Raw genomic sequence first — 15,489 nt, forward strand, 5'->3', positions numbered from 1 at the left:
CAGGCCGCCGGATAGCCGCCTGTTTGGTGGGTATCGCCTGACGGCTCCACCCACCCAACCCAAACGCGGCCCCAAACACGGCTCCAACCGTGGGGTGGGAGGAGCGTAGCGATACCCACGCGGAAACGAGTTCGACGCCATACCGCCGGACAGCCGGCTACGGCGTCCCCCACATGGTGTGTTGCCTTTGGACGGCCAAAGGCTCCGGCATTGGCGCGCCTACCAAGGCCTGGCGGGCGGTGACCATATTGCTGAAGCCCGCCAGCCGATAACACTGCCGCACACAGGTGTCGCGGTTGGTCCACTTCCCGGACGCCCACATCCGCAACAAGGCGGTACGGGCTGGCTCGTGCTCGCCGCGCCATTGGTCCCAAAGCTCAAAACCCACCTGCGCCCGCCTGATCTCCAGATGAATGCTGGCGGTGTCGGCCGGATGGTCCGGGTGCTCGTCCGTCAACGCAATGGCCCCGATGCGCTCTTCATAGGCGGAGATCAAACTGGCGGCGCGTTTGAGGACGTCGTGGTGCTGGATCAGCAGCCTCATCATGACAATGCTCTCCTTGGCCGCCATCACAACACTCCGTTGACGTGCTCCAGACCGCGTTGCAAACGCTGCTGTATCGGCTCCAGCAAGGCCAGCGCCTCCTCGCTGCTGAACAGCAAGGGCTCGTCGCGGCGTTCCAGCAAGGTCAGCAGCGCCAACAGCCCGGTGTGGGCGGCGCGGATGTCCATCACCCCGCTCAGCAGGGCGGAGTCCAGCTGGATATAGCAATCGTTCAATTGGCGGCCCAGATCGCCCAGCAGCAGCACATTGCCGGCGGCAGCGGGCAAGCGTTGAGCACAGGAATGCAGTTGCTCCATCACCGGCGCGGCGGCGGGTTCGGGGCGTTCTCCTGCGTCATGGGGGCAGGCGGGCGGCGGCATTGCGGGGGGAAAGGTCGAGAAGGTCATCACGGTCTCCATGTCATCTTTGGAAACCTGCCCAGGCGAGGCTAGGGCAGGCACATGACAAGGTTGCAAAACCGGCTGACTTTCCAGTGACCGGCAATCCTCTCGGATTCCCTGCCACGGCCCGCCCCGAATGGGTACGGCGTGGCAGCAGACGTAACAGTGCCAAAGCGGACTGTCGTGTCTGCGGGAAAGTCAGTTATGGGTTTGCAAGCCCTGCGCCGTGTGATTGAGCACGGCGCGGAACCAAGCCTAAACAGGCTGGGAGGGGGCGTCAAGGGTGGGGGCTTTGATGGACGGTGCGGCTCAGACCGGGGTGGCGAAAATAGATTGTGCTTTTGCTTCTTACTTTTATATGTAGTAAGCAGGGGCAAAAAAATGTGTGTTTAAATTATTAATTTTTCTTTGCCCCTGCTTTATATTTGAATTGGATTCTGTGTGGCTGATATGGGGTGTTTTGGTGCTGATCACTACTTGAAGTTGTCAGCTGATTAATTCCTTTACTTCAAATTTGCACATTACTGGCATCTGTGCATAATTTAAATCTATTCTCCTGAGGAAGGTAATGTAATCATGGTGGTCTTCTGCTTTCGAGAAGTCGTACATGTTTACTAGGTGTATGGTGGTGAAACGAGATATCCCTAATGCCATGAGGTTGAGCATGGCTTTATTGCATGATCCAAATTCTAGATAAATGTGAAATGGTTCAATTTTTTCTGCGGCATGCTTTTGGTTTTTGTTGTTTAAAATAAATCTTAGCATGTCTATGTATGCTGAAAAATACTTCACAAGCTTGAATCGTATTGAGTCATCAAGAATATTAAGAGTGTCTCTTATTATCTTTGAGGCAGGCGTTTCAGGGTAGCTCTCATGAACTTTATTTATTCTATCGGATAAAATTCTCTTGGTTGGATGCCCCCAGATCCAGTTGTGCGCCAGCCAGCCTATTAGAGATGCAAATTTTTTATCTACATTCCATTCGAAGTACTCGTAGAATTTGGAAAAAATAAATTCCATTCTGGCTTTTCCGCCAGGAGTGTATGGTGATATGGGCAGATAAAGATGCAGGTTAACACTGCTTTCTAAGTGGTTATATAGATTTTGAAGGGAGTCAGGTCTGATTGCTTGGTTTTTTGATATTATTTCTAGTGGAATTGTTGTTTTGATTTGTGAAATTGAATTTATGGTTTCATTGATTGATGTAGAGTTAATTTCGTTTCTATACGATTCTATAGGTGATGTGTCTTTTGTCGTTAAAATGTCAAAGTATAGCTTCCCTAAAGCAGCTTCTGCGCGGTCTTTGTTTTGCTCTGTAAGCTCCCCTCCTTTAATTAGTTTTTGTAAATCGGTTCCTCCATCCTTCATCACGTCACTAATAGCAGAAGAAATCTCTTGTAGCTTTTCACCTTTGTAAGATTCTTCTCTCCATGTTGATGGGCGAATACACCAAATGTTCCCATGAAATTCTTTTAGTAATCTGCCTGCGCGACCTGCCAGATTTAGGAAGTCTGCTCTTTTCATAGCATGATCACCAGACTTAGGGTCTTCAATGATTATATGCTTTGCGGGTAGGTTCACACCTTGTAATAGAGTGCTTGTACAACATATGATTTTGATGTCACCATTTCGAAATAATCGTTCAACGCCTGATCTTACCAAAGAAGGCATCTTACCATAATGGAATGCAACTCCTCGGCGTAGGCAGTTAATTAAAGGGTACTCTGGGTGAATTTCACTTTTGAGAAAGTCTATAAAAACAATAATATCGTCAGATAGGTTGATGCTTTCAGATGCTTTTGCTATTTCTTCTGCGATATTTTCTGCGTCAGATGGAGTGTTCGAGTAAGATATTACGGAGTCTATTTCATTGCTAAGCATGAGTGCTATGTTTGCACGTTGAACAGTTTTGCCTCCTCTAAGCTTGAAATCTAGTGAGTACTCTCCTATGTTTAGATGTTTCTCTCTAGTTAATAAAGCTAGATGCATATGGCTGGGTTTTTTTTCTACCTCAGAAAGAAGTAGGATGTTTTGTGAAACTGGTGATAATGACTCGACAAAATATCGGCCATTTCTATTTCGGCCAAATAGCTCTAGAAAATATGAGGGGTTTTTTATAAGGGGGCTTGCAAACAATATGTCTATGTTAGGGAATTTCGACAGAGCCATGCTAACGGCACTTTCAAGCACAATTCCCCTTTTCCCTTTTTGAATTTCATGAGCTTCATCGACAATGAGAGATGTTATGAACAAGTGTTCCTCTGGCGTATTTAACAAGCTAAGTAGGCGCTCTTGGGTTAAGACATAGATGGCAGCCGTTTTGATTTTTTCTCTTGGAACAGGAAAGGGTGCAGTTTTTACTGCAACATCTTGAATGGAGTTTTCTTTAAGAGTCCTTCTGATTCTACTGGATACTTCAGCTATTAAAGCTCTGGTAGGAACAATGTAAACTATTGATTGCCCCTTTTGTTTTTTTATCTTTCTAATTAAATCTAAATTTAAAATGAAGGATTTGCCTGCGGATGTCGGTGCAGAAAAACTAATAGACTGCTCTTCGTGTAATGACTGGAATAGTTTGTATTGAAAATCTGTTAGTAGAGTGGGAGTGTCGCTGTTAATATAAATAGAGTTTTCAACTTCCCTTGCGATACACTCCAGTTTTAGAACGGAGGAGATAGGTTGGGTTGCATTGTTTAAATATCTATCTCTAAGTAGAGCCCTGCCTGGAAAGTTCCCTATTCTTGAGAGTAGCACTTCCGCGGCATTGACAATTTTCTCGTTTTCACCGTCAGTGACCTCTAGCAGTCTTGTTATTATGTCGTAGCATAGGGCGAGGTCATCGCTGTTGTCTGAGAGGGACAGTATTGAGGCTTGTCCAAATAATGTTGAGATTTCTCTGGAGGAAAAGTATGCGATCTCAACATTTTTCGTGAATTTAGATAGTTGCTTTTTAATGCTACTTATTTCTAAGCGAGAGATTAATTCTTCTAGTTGTGAATTGTTTGTCATTTTAATTCCTGGTTAATTCAAGGCATCGTTAAAAGCATTTCTAAATTCTACGACAGATGGAAATGGAATGAAGAAAACTTCGAAGCGTAAGTGTTTTTTGTTAAACGCATCGAATTTACTCTGTAATAAATTCACAAGGCGAGGTGCGTCGTCTGAAAATTTATTTAAAAAATCATTCTCTAACTCTTTAGCTCCGGTCCCAAATATCTCTGTAAACTTCCTAAAGTCATACCCAATAAGGCATGCGTGATTAATTCTAACGTTTGGTCCTGGTTGTCCATGGATGATTAGCGATGAAATAGCTTGTTTTGTTTCTTCGTCGGCATACTTGAAATGCTTTGTGGTCATGGTGAACTCATGCTCAAACATTTCTATATCATGAAATTCGTTTATGCTTTTAAGTGCAGAATCAATTGCATCTGATGATTTTTTATAAAGTTTTGACTCTCCAAAATAAAAATCTACTACTTGATCTTTCCCGTTGAAGCGAGCATGTATTCCATCTGATCCCTTTACTTCATCTTTGTGGTTGGTTTTCAATTCCATTTTTGAGACTACCTGAGGTGCTTTTAATATTGATTCAATTAAAAAGAACAGCAGGATTTCTCCAGCTTCTCCTGTCTTGTCGGGAGATTCGTCGGTAATGTCAGGGTGTCGAAAAAGTCGTCGAGCTTCTCTAGTTAGTTGAGTGGCTTGTTGTGTAGTAAGTACGTCAGATCTATTTTTGGATGAAATACAGTAATCGATAATGTATGAGTATAATAAATTGGCTAAAGCCTTCATCATTGGCTGGCCATTTCCATCGAATTTTAAATAATGGAGCCTAATTTCTGCAGAAATTCCATTTATGGTGTATGTATGTTGCATTATTCCGATGCACTGATCGTGTTCTGCTTTTTCTATAGATCCATGATTATTTATACTCTGATACTGATGCATTTAAGATCTCCATCTTGTACGCATAAATAAAACACTGTATTGGTTGAAATTAATTCACTTTTGATTGATGTTTTGATTTTGATCAATCCGTAAAATTACTTAATGTGTCTGTTGTGGTAGGCTAAATTTTTATTTGTAAATCTATCGATATCTTCTCACAAAACTATACCGTTTGCATGGTGCGGTGAAGCGTTTTCTGCTTGTGGAACATGACTTACATATGGCTGCAGGTCGAAAAATACTTGGATATGGAGGATGTAAGCTAAGGGGGGAAGAGTAGTTAACTCTAATGCTGATTTTTTTACAGAGAGCAATTTACATGGCGCTTTGCTCTAATTTATTGATTTCAAATGAATTTATTGATGTTCGGCGGAGGGTGTAGAGGGCTGTTGAGTGTCCAGCTTGTCTACATTGGGGTGGATAACCTCACTGTAAGGGGGAGGTAAGGTTGAATTAGTGAGGGCTTTTTGAACATGAAGACCCTTACATCTAAGTTACTAAAATTTTTTGTGATGGAAGAGGCGCTTTACGTTTAAGAAATGGGGATGACTTAGCGAGCCTGCTAGCCTTTCAACTGCAGAATATCTTTCTATAGCGAAGCTCTCGTGAGACTGGTTTTCACCCCGCTCCCTCCACCCGATTCCGCCCATTCGCCTTGGCCCGATACAAAGCCTCGTCCGCGCGCTGGACAATGGTTTCGTGGGTGGCGTCGTCGTCGCGCGCGGTGGCCGCGCCTATGCTGACGGTGACGACGCCGGCCACGGTGTCGGAAGCGGCGGATACCGCGGCGCGCACCCGTTCGGCCAGTACCAGCGCGCCTTCGGCGTCGGTGTCCGGCAGCAGAAGCAGAAACTCCTCGCCGCCGTAGCGGGCGGTGAAGTCCGTGGCGCGGGCCGCGCCGTTCAGGGCGGCGGCGATCTGTTGCAGCACTTGGTCGCCCACCGCGTGGCCGTGATTGTCGTTGACGCGTTTGAAGTGGTCTGCGTCCAGCAGCAGCACGGAGTAGGGTGCGCGGCTGCGGTGATAGCGCTGGTATTCCGCCGTCAGCCATTCCGTGGCGGCCATGCGGTTGCCCAGGCCGGTCAGCGCGTCGTGGCGCGCCATCTGTTCCAGTTGCGCCGCTCTTTCCTCCAATTGGCGTTTGGCTTGGCTCAGCGCCTCCGTGCGTTCCTCCACTTTTTGTTCCAGGCCGGCGTTGGCGGCGGCCAGCTCGCCGCGGCGCGCCAGCAGGGCGGCGGTCATCTGTCGCATGGCCTGGGCCAGTTGTTGCAGTTCGCGGGCGCCGCTGCGCAAGCTCCAGTCCGCTTCTTCGTCGCCGGCGCTGACGCGCTGGGCGGTGCGGGCCAGGGTTTCCAGCGGGCGGCTGAAGGCGGCGGCCAGCCGGTAGACCACGATCATCAGCAGCAGGGTGATGATCAAGCCGGGCAGGGTCAGCGCGGAGCGCAGCCGGCTGAGGGCGGCGAAGGCTTGCGGCGGCGGCTGGCGGACGATGACGCGCCAGCCGGGGCCGGGGGCGTCGTCTATTGCGGCGTCGGCGTAGAGGTAGGTTTCGCCATCCGCCCAGTCGCCCTGTTGGTAGCCGGGGCCGCTCAGCGGCGCGGGCATGTCCGCCTGGCCCGGCGCGCCGGGCGGGAACAGCGGGGCGTTGTTCTGGTTGACGATGAAGACTTGCGGCGCGTCCCCGGCGCTGCCGCGCGGCAGGCGGTCGGCGATCAGCGTCGCCACCCAGGCCCAGGCGCTTTGAGCGGCCAGCGCGCCGCGCAGCTTGCCGGCCTCGTCATGCAGCGGGGCGGCGAATTCGATGCGGGGAGACGGCGCTTTGCCGCTGGCGGAGACGATGCGGCCGTCCGGCGCGATCACGCCCAGCCAGGCGTAGTCCGGGTTGTGCAGTCTGATGTGTTCCAGGCCGCCGCGCAGCGCCGGGCTGTCCAGCGGGGCGCTGAGGAAGACGGGGGTTTGGGTGTGCAGGGCCAGTTCTCGCCGCCGTTGGCTGAGGCCGGCGGCCAGGGATTTGGCGATGCCGCGCGCGGTGGCCTGCAAGGCTTCGCCCTTGTCTTGCAGCAGGCCCTGGTTCAGTTGCGGCTCTAGCGCGGTGTCCAGCAGGGAGGCGAGCAGGAACAGGCCGCCGAACAGCAGGCTGAGCCGCAGCCGGAAACTGCGCGGCGAGAGCTGGGAGAGAAGCTTCATCTTGGTGCGGCCAATGGGGTGGTACAGCTTTATGTTTGTATCCACGGGCGCGGGATTGCAAGGCGGGAGGCGGGGTAAAAAGAGCGCGGCCAACTAGGGCCGCGCGAAAGGAGGGGATGGGGGTGTGCGGTAAGCGGCGCTGAGAACCTGTTTACGATCTGCTGCGCGTCGTGGAGCGTTACACGGAGAGTGCCGCTTCGAAATGCTGATGTAGCACTTGTACATTCCGCTTTCTCAGCGGTTTTCGCCTAGCTCGCGGGATCGCAAGCACGTTCTTAGAGCGGCCAACACAATCTCTGAGGCAAGGCGCGCCGACGCAGCATCAGGGGTTTTTCGCCGTTCTTACTTTTCGGTGAGGCCGCCGCCCAGCGCCTTGTACAGCGCAATGGCGTTGCTCAGTTCGCCGCGGCGCAGGTCCAGCAGCCCTTGTTGGGCGGCGTAGAGTTGGCGTTGGGCGTCCAGCAGTTCCAGCCGGCCGTCCACGCCGGCGCGGTAGCGCTGGCCGGAGAGGTCGGCGCGGCGCTCGGCGCTGGCCACCGCGCGCGCCTGGGCGTCTATCTGGCGGCTGAAGGTTTCGCGGCCGGCCAGGCCGTCGGCCACTTCGCGGAAGGCGATCTGGATGGCGCGTTCGTATTCGGCCACGGCGCTGGATTTGCGCACTTCCGCCAGCCGCAGTTCGGCGCGCAGCCGGCCGCCCTGGAATAGCGGGATGTTGATTTGCGGCGCAAAGCTCCATACGTGTTGGCCGCCGTCGAACAGATTGCGCAGGCCGGGGCTGAGGAAGCCGGCGGAGGTGCTCAGCGACAGCCGCGGGAAGAAGGCGGCGCGCGCGGCGCCGATGTCGGCGTTGGCGGCTTCCAGCTGTTGTTCGGCTTGCAGGATGTCCGGGCGGCGGAACAGCAGCTCGGAGGGCAGGCCGGCGGCCAGCCGGGTCACCACCGGCTGGCGGTCCAGCGGCAGCGGCTCGGGCAGGTCTTCCGGCGGTTCCGTGCCCAGCAGCAGGCGCAGCGCGTTGCGCGCTTGCTCTGCGGCGCGGGTGTGCGCTTCCAGGTCGGCGTCGGCGCTGGCCACTTGGCCTTCGGCCTGGGCCACGTCCAGGCCGCCGGCCTGTTGCGCGTCCTTGAGCCGGCGCGCCAGCGCCAGCGATTGCCGCCAGTCCGCCTGGGTGCGTTCCGCCAGCGCCAGTTGTTCGCGCGCCAGCCGTTCCGCGAAGTAGGCGTCCGCCACCGCGCCCACCAGAGCGATCTGGGCGGCGCGGCGGCCGTGGTCGGTGGCCAGGTAGCGGGCGAAGGCGGCGTCGGACAGCGCGCGCACGCGGCCGAACAGGTCAATCTCAAACGCGCTGACGCCCACGTTGACGCCGTACTGGTTTTGCACGGCGGCCGGGGTGAACGGATCGGTTTCGCGGTTGGCCGGGCTGCGCTGGCGGGTGAGGCCGGCGCCGGCGTCCACGGATGGCAGCCGCGCGGCGCGCTGGATGCCGTATTGGGCTTCGGCGGCTTCCACGTTGAGAGCGGCCAGGCGCAGGTCGCGGTTGTTGCGCAGCGCCAGCTCTATCAGGCTTTGCAGCCGGCGGTCGCCGAACATGGCGCGCCAGCCCAGGTCGGCGGCGTTGGCGTTGGCATCGTCCGCGGCCGCCGTGGCGTAGCGGGCCGGCACCGGCGGCTCCGGCTTGCGCAGCGGCTGGGTCAGCGAGCAGGCGGAGACGCTTAAGGCCAGGGCCAGGGGGAGGAGCGCTTTCATGATTCAACTTTCTGTTCCGCGGCCGGACGCGGCTTGCGCCAGTTGGCGATGCGCGCTTGCGCGCTCATCACGACCACGAAGAATACGGGTACGAAGAAGATGGCCAGCACGGTGGCGGTGACCATGCCGCCGAACACGCCGGTGCCGATGGCGTTCTGGGTTTCGGCGCTGGCGCCGGTGGCCAGCATCAGCGGCAGCACGCCCAGGCCGAAGGCCAGCGAGGTCATCAGGATGGGGCGCAGCCGCAGCCGGGAGGCTTGCACCGCGGCGTCCACCAGGCTCTTGCCTTCTTCATGCAGTTGTTTGGCGAACTCGATGATCAGGATGGCGTTCTTGGCGGACAGGCCAAGTACGGTGATCAGGCCCACTTTGAAGAACACGTCGTTGGGCATGCCGCGCAGCATCACCGCGCCGATGGCGCCGATCAGGCCCAGCGGCACCACCAGCATCACGGACAGCGGGATGGCCCAGCTTTCGTACAGCGCGGCCAGCACCAGGAACACCACGATCATGGACAGCGCCATCAGCATGGGGGCCTGGGCCGCGGATTGGCGTTCCTGTAGCGATTGGCCGGTCCAGGCCAGGGCGAAGCCGGGCGGCAGTTGCGTGGCCAGCCGTTCCATCTCGGCCATGGCCGCGCCGCTGGAGTAGCCGGGCGCGGCGCCGCCGGACAGGCGGGCGGACGGGTAGCCCTGGAAGCGCACCAGTTGCAGCGGGGTTTCGGACCAGGCCGGGCGCACCACTTCGGACAGCGGCACCATGCCGCCGCTGGCGTTGCGCACGTAGAGCTTGAGCACATTGTCCAGCTGCATGCGCGCCGGCGCGTCGGCCTGGATGATGACTTGCTGCATGCGGCCGGCGTGCGGGAAGTCGTTGACGTAGGTGGAGCCCATGGCGGTGGACAGGGTGTCGCTGACGCTGTTGAAGGACACGCCCAGCGCCTCGGCCTTTTGCCGGTCTATGTCCAGGCGCACGCTGGTGCCGGCCGGCAGGCTGTCCGGGTAGACGCCCTGGACGATCTTGCTGCGGGAGGCCAGTTCCAGCAATTGGGCTTCGGCCGCTTTGAGCGCGGCGTGGCCTTGGTTGGCGCGGTCTTGCAGCCGCAGGCTGAAGCCGGAGCTGGTGCCCAGTTCGTCGATGGCCGGCGGCAGCAGGCTCATCGCCGCGCCTTCCGTGGCGGCGGACAGGCGATGTTGGGCGCGCATGGCTTCTTCCACGGTGCTGCTGTCGCCGCGTTGTTTCCAGTCTTTGAGCACGGCGAAGTTCAGCGCCGCGTTGGGGCCGGAGCCGGAGAAGCCGTAGCCGATGATGGAGATGCTGGACTGGAGCGCAGGGCGCGTCGCCAGATGGTCATCGAGCGTTTTAACCACGTCGCGGGTGCGCTCGACGGTGGCGTCCGCGGGCAAGAGAAAGCTGGTCATGAAATAGCCCTGGTCTTCTTCCGGCAGGAAGGAGGAGGGCAGCGCCTTGAAGCCGGCGGCCAGCGCGCCGGAGATGGCCAGGAACAGCAGCATCACGCGGCCGGCGCGGCCTATCAGCCGGCCTACGCGGGTTTCGTACCAGGCGGTGAGCTGGGCGAAGCGGCGGTTGAACCAGCCGAAAAAGCCGCGCTTTTCATGGTGTCCCTGCGGGATGGGCTTGAGCATGGTGGCGCACAGCGCCGGGGTCAGCGTCAGCGCCAGCAGCGCGGAGAACAGGATGGCCACGGCCATGGACAGGGAAAACTGTTGGTAGATCACGCCCACGGAGCCGCTGGACAGGGCCATGGGGATGAAGACGGCGGTGAGCACCAGGGTGATGCCGACGATGGCGCCGGTGATTTCCTTCATGGCCTTGGAGGTGGCGTCCCGCGGGGACAGGCCTTCTTCCGCCATCAGCCGTTCCACGTTCTCCACCACCACGATGGCGTCGTCCACGATGATGCCGATGGCCAGCACCATGCCGAACATGGTCAGCACATTGATGGAGAAGCCGGTGGCCAGCATCACGGCGAAGGTGCCCAGCATGGCCACCGGGGCGACGATGGCCGGGATCAGGGTGTAACGCGCGTTTTGCAGGAACAGATACATCACCAGGAAGACCAGCACCATGGCTTCCAGCAGGGTGTGGATCACTTTTTCGATGGAGATCTTGACGAAGGGCGCGGTGTCGAAGGGCACGGAGTAGCTGATGCCGGCCGGCATGGAGGTGCTCAGCTCGGCCAGCCGCGCCCGCACCGCTTCCGCGGTTTTGACCGCGTTGGCGCCCGGCGCCAGTTGCACGCCGGCGAAGGAGGCTGGCTTGCCGTTTTCGCGGCTGACGAAGCTATAGCCCTGGGAGCCTATCTCCACCCGCGCCACGTCGCCCAGCACCACTTTGGAGCCGTTGGCGTTGGCGCGCAGCACGATGGCGGCGAACTCTTCCGGCGCGGTCAGTTGGCCTTGCACGGTGAGCGGCACGGTGACGCGCTGGCCGGGCAGGGCGGGCGCGGCGCCCAGGCTGCCGGGGGCGATCTGGACGTTTTGCTGGGCGATGGCGGCGGTGAGCTCGCTCATGGACAGGCCGTAGGTGATCAGCTTGGCCGGGTCCACCCAGACGCGCATCGCTTGTTCCGTGCCGAACTGTTGGACGCGGCCCACGCCTTCGATGCGGCGCAGTTCTTCGGCGATATTGCGCGACAGGTAGTCGCTGAGCGCGCCTTCGTCGAAGCGGCCGCTGTCCGAGCGCAGGCCGATCAGCATCAGGAAGCCGGAGGAGGCGGATTCCACCATCACGCCGTTCTGGCGCACCGGGGCGGGCAGCCGCGGCTCCACCGCCTTGAGTTTGTTCTGCACGTCCACCTGGGCCAGCTCCGGGTCCGTGCCCGGCTTGAAGGTGACGGTGATCTGGGCGATGCCGGAGGTATCGGCCGAGGATTCGAAATACAGCAGGTTCTTGACGCCGGACAGCTCGCGCTCAATCAGGCTGAGCACGCCGTCGCTCATGGTCTGCGGCGTGGCGCCGGGGTAGCTGGCGGTGATGGTGACCGAGGGCGGCGCCACCGAGGGGTAACGCGCGATCGGCAGCTGCGGGATGGCGATCACCCCCAGCAGGATGATGAACAGGGCGATCACCCAGGCGAACACCGGGCGGCGGATGAAGAATTGAGACATGACGGCTTCCTTCGATCAGCGCTTGGCCGCGGGCGCGGCTTCGCTGGCGGCCACCACGGCGCCGTCGGCGAGGCGTTCCATGCCCTCGACCACGACCTTCTGCCCGGCGCGCAGGCCGGAGCGGATGCGGTATTGGCGGTTGGCCAGTTCGCCCAGCTCCACCACGTTCAGCCGCGCCTGGTTCTTGGCGTCCACGGTCCACAGTTGGGTCTTGCCGCCGATGCGCACCACGGCCTGCTGCGGCACGGTCAGCGCCGCCGCGTAGCTGGCGCGCGGCACGCGGGCGCGGACGAACATGCCGGGCAGTAACCGCCGCTCCGGGTTGTCCACCAGCACGCGCAAGAGCACGTCGCCGGTGCCGGCGTCCACGTTGACGCCGGAGAACAGGATGCGGCCGTTGAGGCCGTAGGGCGCGCCGTCGTCGCGCAGGATGGACACCGGCAGGCCGCCGCCGGCGCTGTCCGGCTGGGCGGCCAGGCTTTGGCGCACGGCTTCCAGCGCCGCCGCCGGCTGGCGCACGTCCACGTACACCTGGTCTATCTGTTGGATGCGGGCCATCGGGGCGCCGTCGGCGCCGCCCACCAGCGCGCCCTCGGTGACCAGGGCCTGGTCGATGCGGCCGGAGATGGGCGCTTCCACGCGGGAGAATTTCAGGTCCAACTGGCGGCGGGCCAGCGCGGCGCGCGCCTGGGCCACGTCCGCGGCGGCCTGATCGCGCTGGGACGCGGCGTCGTCGTAAACCTGGCGGCTGACGGCGTCGGTTTCCACCAGCGGCTTGAGGCGGGCGGTTTGCACCCGCGCGCGCGCCAGCGCGGCCTCGGCGCGTTGCAGCGCGGCGGCGGCGGTGTCCACTTCCGCCTTGAACGGCGCCGGGTTGATCTGGAACAGCGGCTGACCGGCGCGCACTTCGGTGCCTTGCTCAAATTGCCGGCGCAGCACGATGCCGCTGACCTGGGGGCGGATTTCCGCCACCCGCACCGCGGCCACGCGGCCGGGCAGGTCTTCGCTCAGCTTGAGCGGGGCCGGGGCCGCGCTGAGGGTGCGCACCGGGATCGCCGGCGGCGGCGTTTGGGTCTCGGCCTGTCCGCAGGCGCTCAGCAGCGCCGCCGCCAGCAGGCAGCCGCCGCCGTAGAGGCTGGCTCGTTTACTCTTCATTTCCACTCCAATCAGGCTTGGGCGGCGGGCCGCCCGTAAAAAATATGCGGCAGTATGCCGGGGCCGGATGGGGTTTTTCGTGTGGTAGCATGGAGATTCGATGGAGATGCAAACAGGATGCGAAATCGGCGCCATGACTCAGACAATGCGACCGTCCGGCGGGGCTCAAGACCGTCAGGCCTTGATCCTCGTCGCTGAAGACGAACCCGAGATCGCGGAGATTCTCACCGCCTATCTGACCCGCAGCGGCATGCGCTGCGCGCACGCGGCGGACGGCCGGCAGGCGCTGGAGCTGCATCTGTCGCTGAAGCCGGATCTGGTCTTGCTGGATGTGCAGATGCCGCGGGCCGACGGCTGGCAGGTGTTGGCGGAAATCCGCCACCGCGGCGACACGCCGGTGATCATGCTGACGGCGCTGGACCAGGACATCGACAAGCTGATGGGCTTGCGCATCGGCGCGGACGACTACGTGGTCAAACCCTTCAATCCCGCCGAGGTGGTGGCGCGCACGCAGGCGGTGCTGCGCCGCTCCATGTCCGGCGCGCGTCAGGCGGAGCCGCGCGTGCTGCGCGCGGAGCCGTTCGAGATCGATCTGGAAAACCACGAAGTGGCGGTGCAGGCCGGCAAGCAGCGCCATGTGCTGACGCTGACCCTGACCGAATTCAAACTGCTGGCGCAACTGGCGCGCGCGCCGCGGCGGGTGTTCAGCCGCGCCGAGCTGCTGGCCGCCTGCCTGCCGGAAGGCGACGCCTTGGAGCGCACCGTGGACAGCCACATCAGCAAGCTGCGCAAGAAGCTGGAGGAGTGCGGCGTGGACGGCGTGCCGGTGGGCGTGCGTGGCGTGGGCTACAAGCTGTGGGGCGCGGAATGAGGCTGGAGGGGCTGAGCCGGCAGATTGCGCTGTCGATGGCGACGATGGCCTTCTGCGTGACGGTGCTGGTGGTGGTGACCGGCTTCACTTTCTACTATGTGGCGATGACTTACTGGCCGGTGCATTTCGAGACGCCGGGCTGGAAGATGACGATGCCGGAGTGGGTGTGGCTGCTGTCCAGCACCGTGGCGGGCTTGGCGCTGTCGGTGGTGATGGGCCTGCGTCTGGCGCGCCGCATCCTGGTGCCGCTCAACTCGGTGGCGGAGGGCATACGCCGTGTGGCCCAGGGCGATCTGGACGCGCGCGCGGCGGCCGGGGACCGTTCGCTGCGCGAGGCGGCGGCGCTGGCCGACGACTTCAACGCGCTGGCGGACCAGTTGCAGCGCATGACCAAGGAACAGGCGTTCTGGAACGCCGCCATCGCCCATGAGCTGCGCACCCCGGTGACGGTGCTGCGCGGACGGCTGCAAGGGCTGGCGGAAGGGGTGTTCACTCCGGACGAGAACCAGTTCCGCCGGCTGCTGGCCCAGGTGGAGAGCCTGGCGCATCTGATCGAGGACTTGCGCGTGATCAGCCTGGCGGAAAGCGGGCATCTGGACATAGAGATGCGAGACACCGATCTGGCCGCCGAAGTGCGCGCGGTGGTGGAGGTGTTCGAGGACGCCTTGCTGGCGGCCGGCTTGCAGGCGGTGCTGGATCTGGACGAGCGCCCGGCGCATTGCGATCCGGTGCGCATCCGTCAGGCGCTGCTGGCCTTGCTGGACAATGCGCGCCGCTACGCCCAACCCGGCCTGGTGCGGGTGCGGCTGCGCATGGAGAACGGCCTGTGCAGCTTGCGGGTGGAGGACGAGGGGCCGGGCATTCCAGACGATTTCGCGCCGCACGCCTTCGAGGCCTTCCGTCGCGCTGACGCGGCGCGGCAAAGCGGCAAGGGCGGCAGCGGCCTGGGGCTGGCCGTGGTGGCCGCCATCGCGCTGGCTCACGGCGGCGAGGCCCGTTGCAGCCGCGTGGGCGGCGGCAGCCGCTTTGAGCTGAGCTGGCCGCAGCCGGCGTCTTAACCGGCTGGGCGCGCAGCCCGCTTCATGAACACAAGCTCCGGGTCGCCGTCGTCCAGATTGTCGATGCGTCCGCTTTCCCGGAAGCCCAGCTTGTCCAGCAAGCGCCGCATCGGCAGATTGGATTCATTGGCGGAGGTGAACAGCTTGTCGCCCGCGCATCGCCTTTCAAACTCCGCCATCAAGGCGCTGGCCACGCCGCGGCCTCTGGCGGTTTCCGCCACCATCAGCAGCGGGATGAAACGCTGTTGAAAGAAGGAGCGGTCCAGAATGCCATAGCCCAGCGCCTCCTCGGCCTCGGCCAGCCAGCAGCTTTGCGCGGCGATGGCCTCGCCCAGCATCCTGCGTCGGGCGGGGTCCCGCTGCGCGATGGCGTCGACGCCGATCAGGGCCGGCAGGTCCGCCGCTTGCGCGGCTCGTATCTTGAGATCCAGTTTGAGCATGGCTTGCATGT

The 15,489-nt window shown here is 60.0% G+C and carries 11 protein-coding genes; 2 read left to right on the forward strand and 9 right to left on the reverse strand.

Annotation, left to right across the window (positions count from 1 at the left end; translation table 11 throughout):
• Window positions 1–157 precede the first annotated feature (157 nt).
• The 8 genes from ACODRW_RS00005 to ACODRW_RS00040 form a co-directional block, all read right to left on the reverse strand.
• Window positions 158–547 (reverse strand): hypothetical protein, encoded by a 390-nt coding sequence (locus tag ACODRW_RS00005; protein ID WP_486635940.1) that lies wholly within the window; start codon window positions 545–547, stop codon window positions 158–160.
• A gap of 23 nt (window positions 548–570) precedes the next feature.
• On the reverse strand, window positions 571–951 hold the full coding sequence (locus ACODRW_RS00010; protein ID WP_486635939.1) for a hypothetical protein: 381 nt from the start codon (window positions 949–951) through the stop codon (window positions 571–573).
• Window positions 952–1,431: 480 nt separating this feature from the next.
• Window positions 1,432–3,954: a DEAD/DEAH box helicase gene (locus ACODRW_RS00015; protein WP_488878530.1), complete on the reverse strand. Its 2,523-nt coding sequence runs from the start codon at window positions 3,952–3,954 to the stop codon at window positions 1,432–1,434.
• Between the two features lie 12 nt (window positions 3,955–3,966).
• Window positions 3,967–4,893, reverse strand: coding sequence for a HamA C-terminal domain-containing protein (locus tag ACODRW_RS00020; RefSeq protein ID WP_488878531.1), 927 nt, complete (start codon window positions 4,891–4,893; stop codon window positions 3,967–3,969).
• A gap of 618 nt (window positions 4,894–5,511) precedes the next feature.
• The gene (locus ACODRW_RS00025; protein WP_488904891.1) at window positions 5,512–7,125 is read right to left on the reverse strand and encodes a GGDEF domain-containing protein; all 1,614 of its coding nucleotides are present in this window, start codon (window positions 7,123–7,125) and stop codon (window positions 5,512–5,514) included.
• Window positions 7,126–7,422: 297 nt separating this feature from the next.
• Window positions 7,423–8,823: an efflux transporter outer membrane subunit gene (locus tag ACODRW_RS00030; protein ID WP_488904892.1), complete on the reverse strand. Its 1,401-nt coding sequence runs from the start codon at window positions 8,821–8,823 to the stop codon at window positions 7,423–7,425.
• A complete protein-coding gene (locus ACODRW_RS00035) occupies window positions 8,820–11,954 on the reverse strand; it encodes a multidrug efflux RND transporter permease subunit (RefSeq protein WP_488904893.1) in 3,135 nt (1,044 codons plus the stop codon). Before ACODRW_RS00035 ends, ACODRW_RS00030 begins: the two co-directional genes overlap by 4 nt.
• Window positions 11,955–11,969: 15 nt before the next feature.
• Complete coding sequence (locus tag ACODRW_RS00040) at window positions 11,970–13,109, reverse strand: efflux RND transporter periplasmic adaptor subunit (RefSeq protein ID WP_488904894.1); 1,140 nt, start codon at window positions 13,107–13,109, stop codon at window positions 11,970–11,972.
• 133 nt (window positions 13,110–13,242) lie between these two features.
• Between ACODRW_RS00040 and ACODRW_RS00045 the strand changes: the two genes are divergently transcribed.
• Complete coding sequence (locus tag ACODRW_RS00045) at window positions 13,243–13,980, forward strand: response regulator (RefSeq protein ID WP_107801976.1); 738 nt, start codon at window positions 13,243–13,245, stop codon at window positions 13,978–13,980.
• Window positions 13,977–15,038, forward strand: a complete 1,062-nt coding sequence (locus tag ACODRW_RS00050) for an ATP-binding protein (RefSeq protein WP_488904895.1) — start codon at window positions 13,977–13,979, stop codon at window positions 15,036–15,038. Before ACODRW_RS00045 ends, ACODRW_RS00050 begins: the two co-directional genes overlap by 4 nt.
• On the opposite strand, the gene ACODRW_RS00055 is transcribed toward ACODRW_RS00050, so the two are convergent.
• Entirely contained in the window at window positions 15,035–15,487 is a 453-nt protein-coding gene (locus ACODRW_RS00055) for a GNAT family N-acetyltransferase (protein ID WP_488878537.1), read from the reverse strand. The two genes, ACODRW_RS00050 and ACODRW_RS00055, sit on opposite strands and share 4 nt — an antisense overlap.
• Window positions 15,488–15,489 lie beyond the last annotated feature (2 nt).

This window comes from Chromobacterium sp. FG89, from assembly GCF_057808735.1.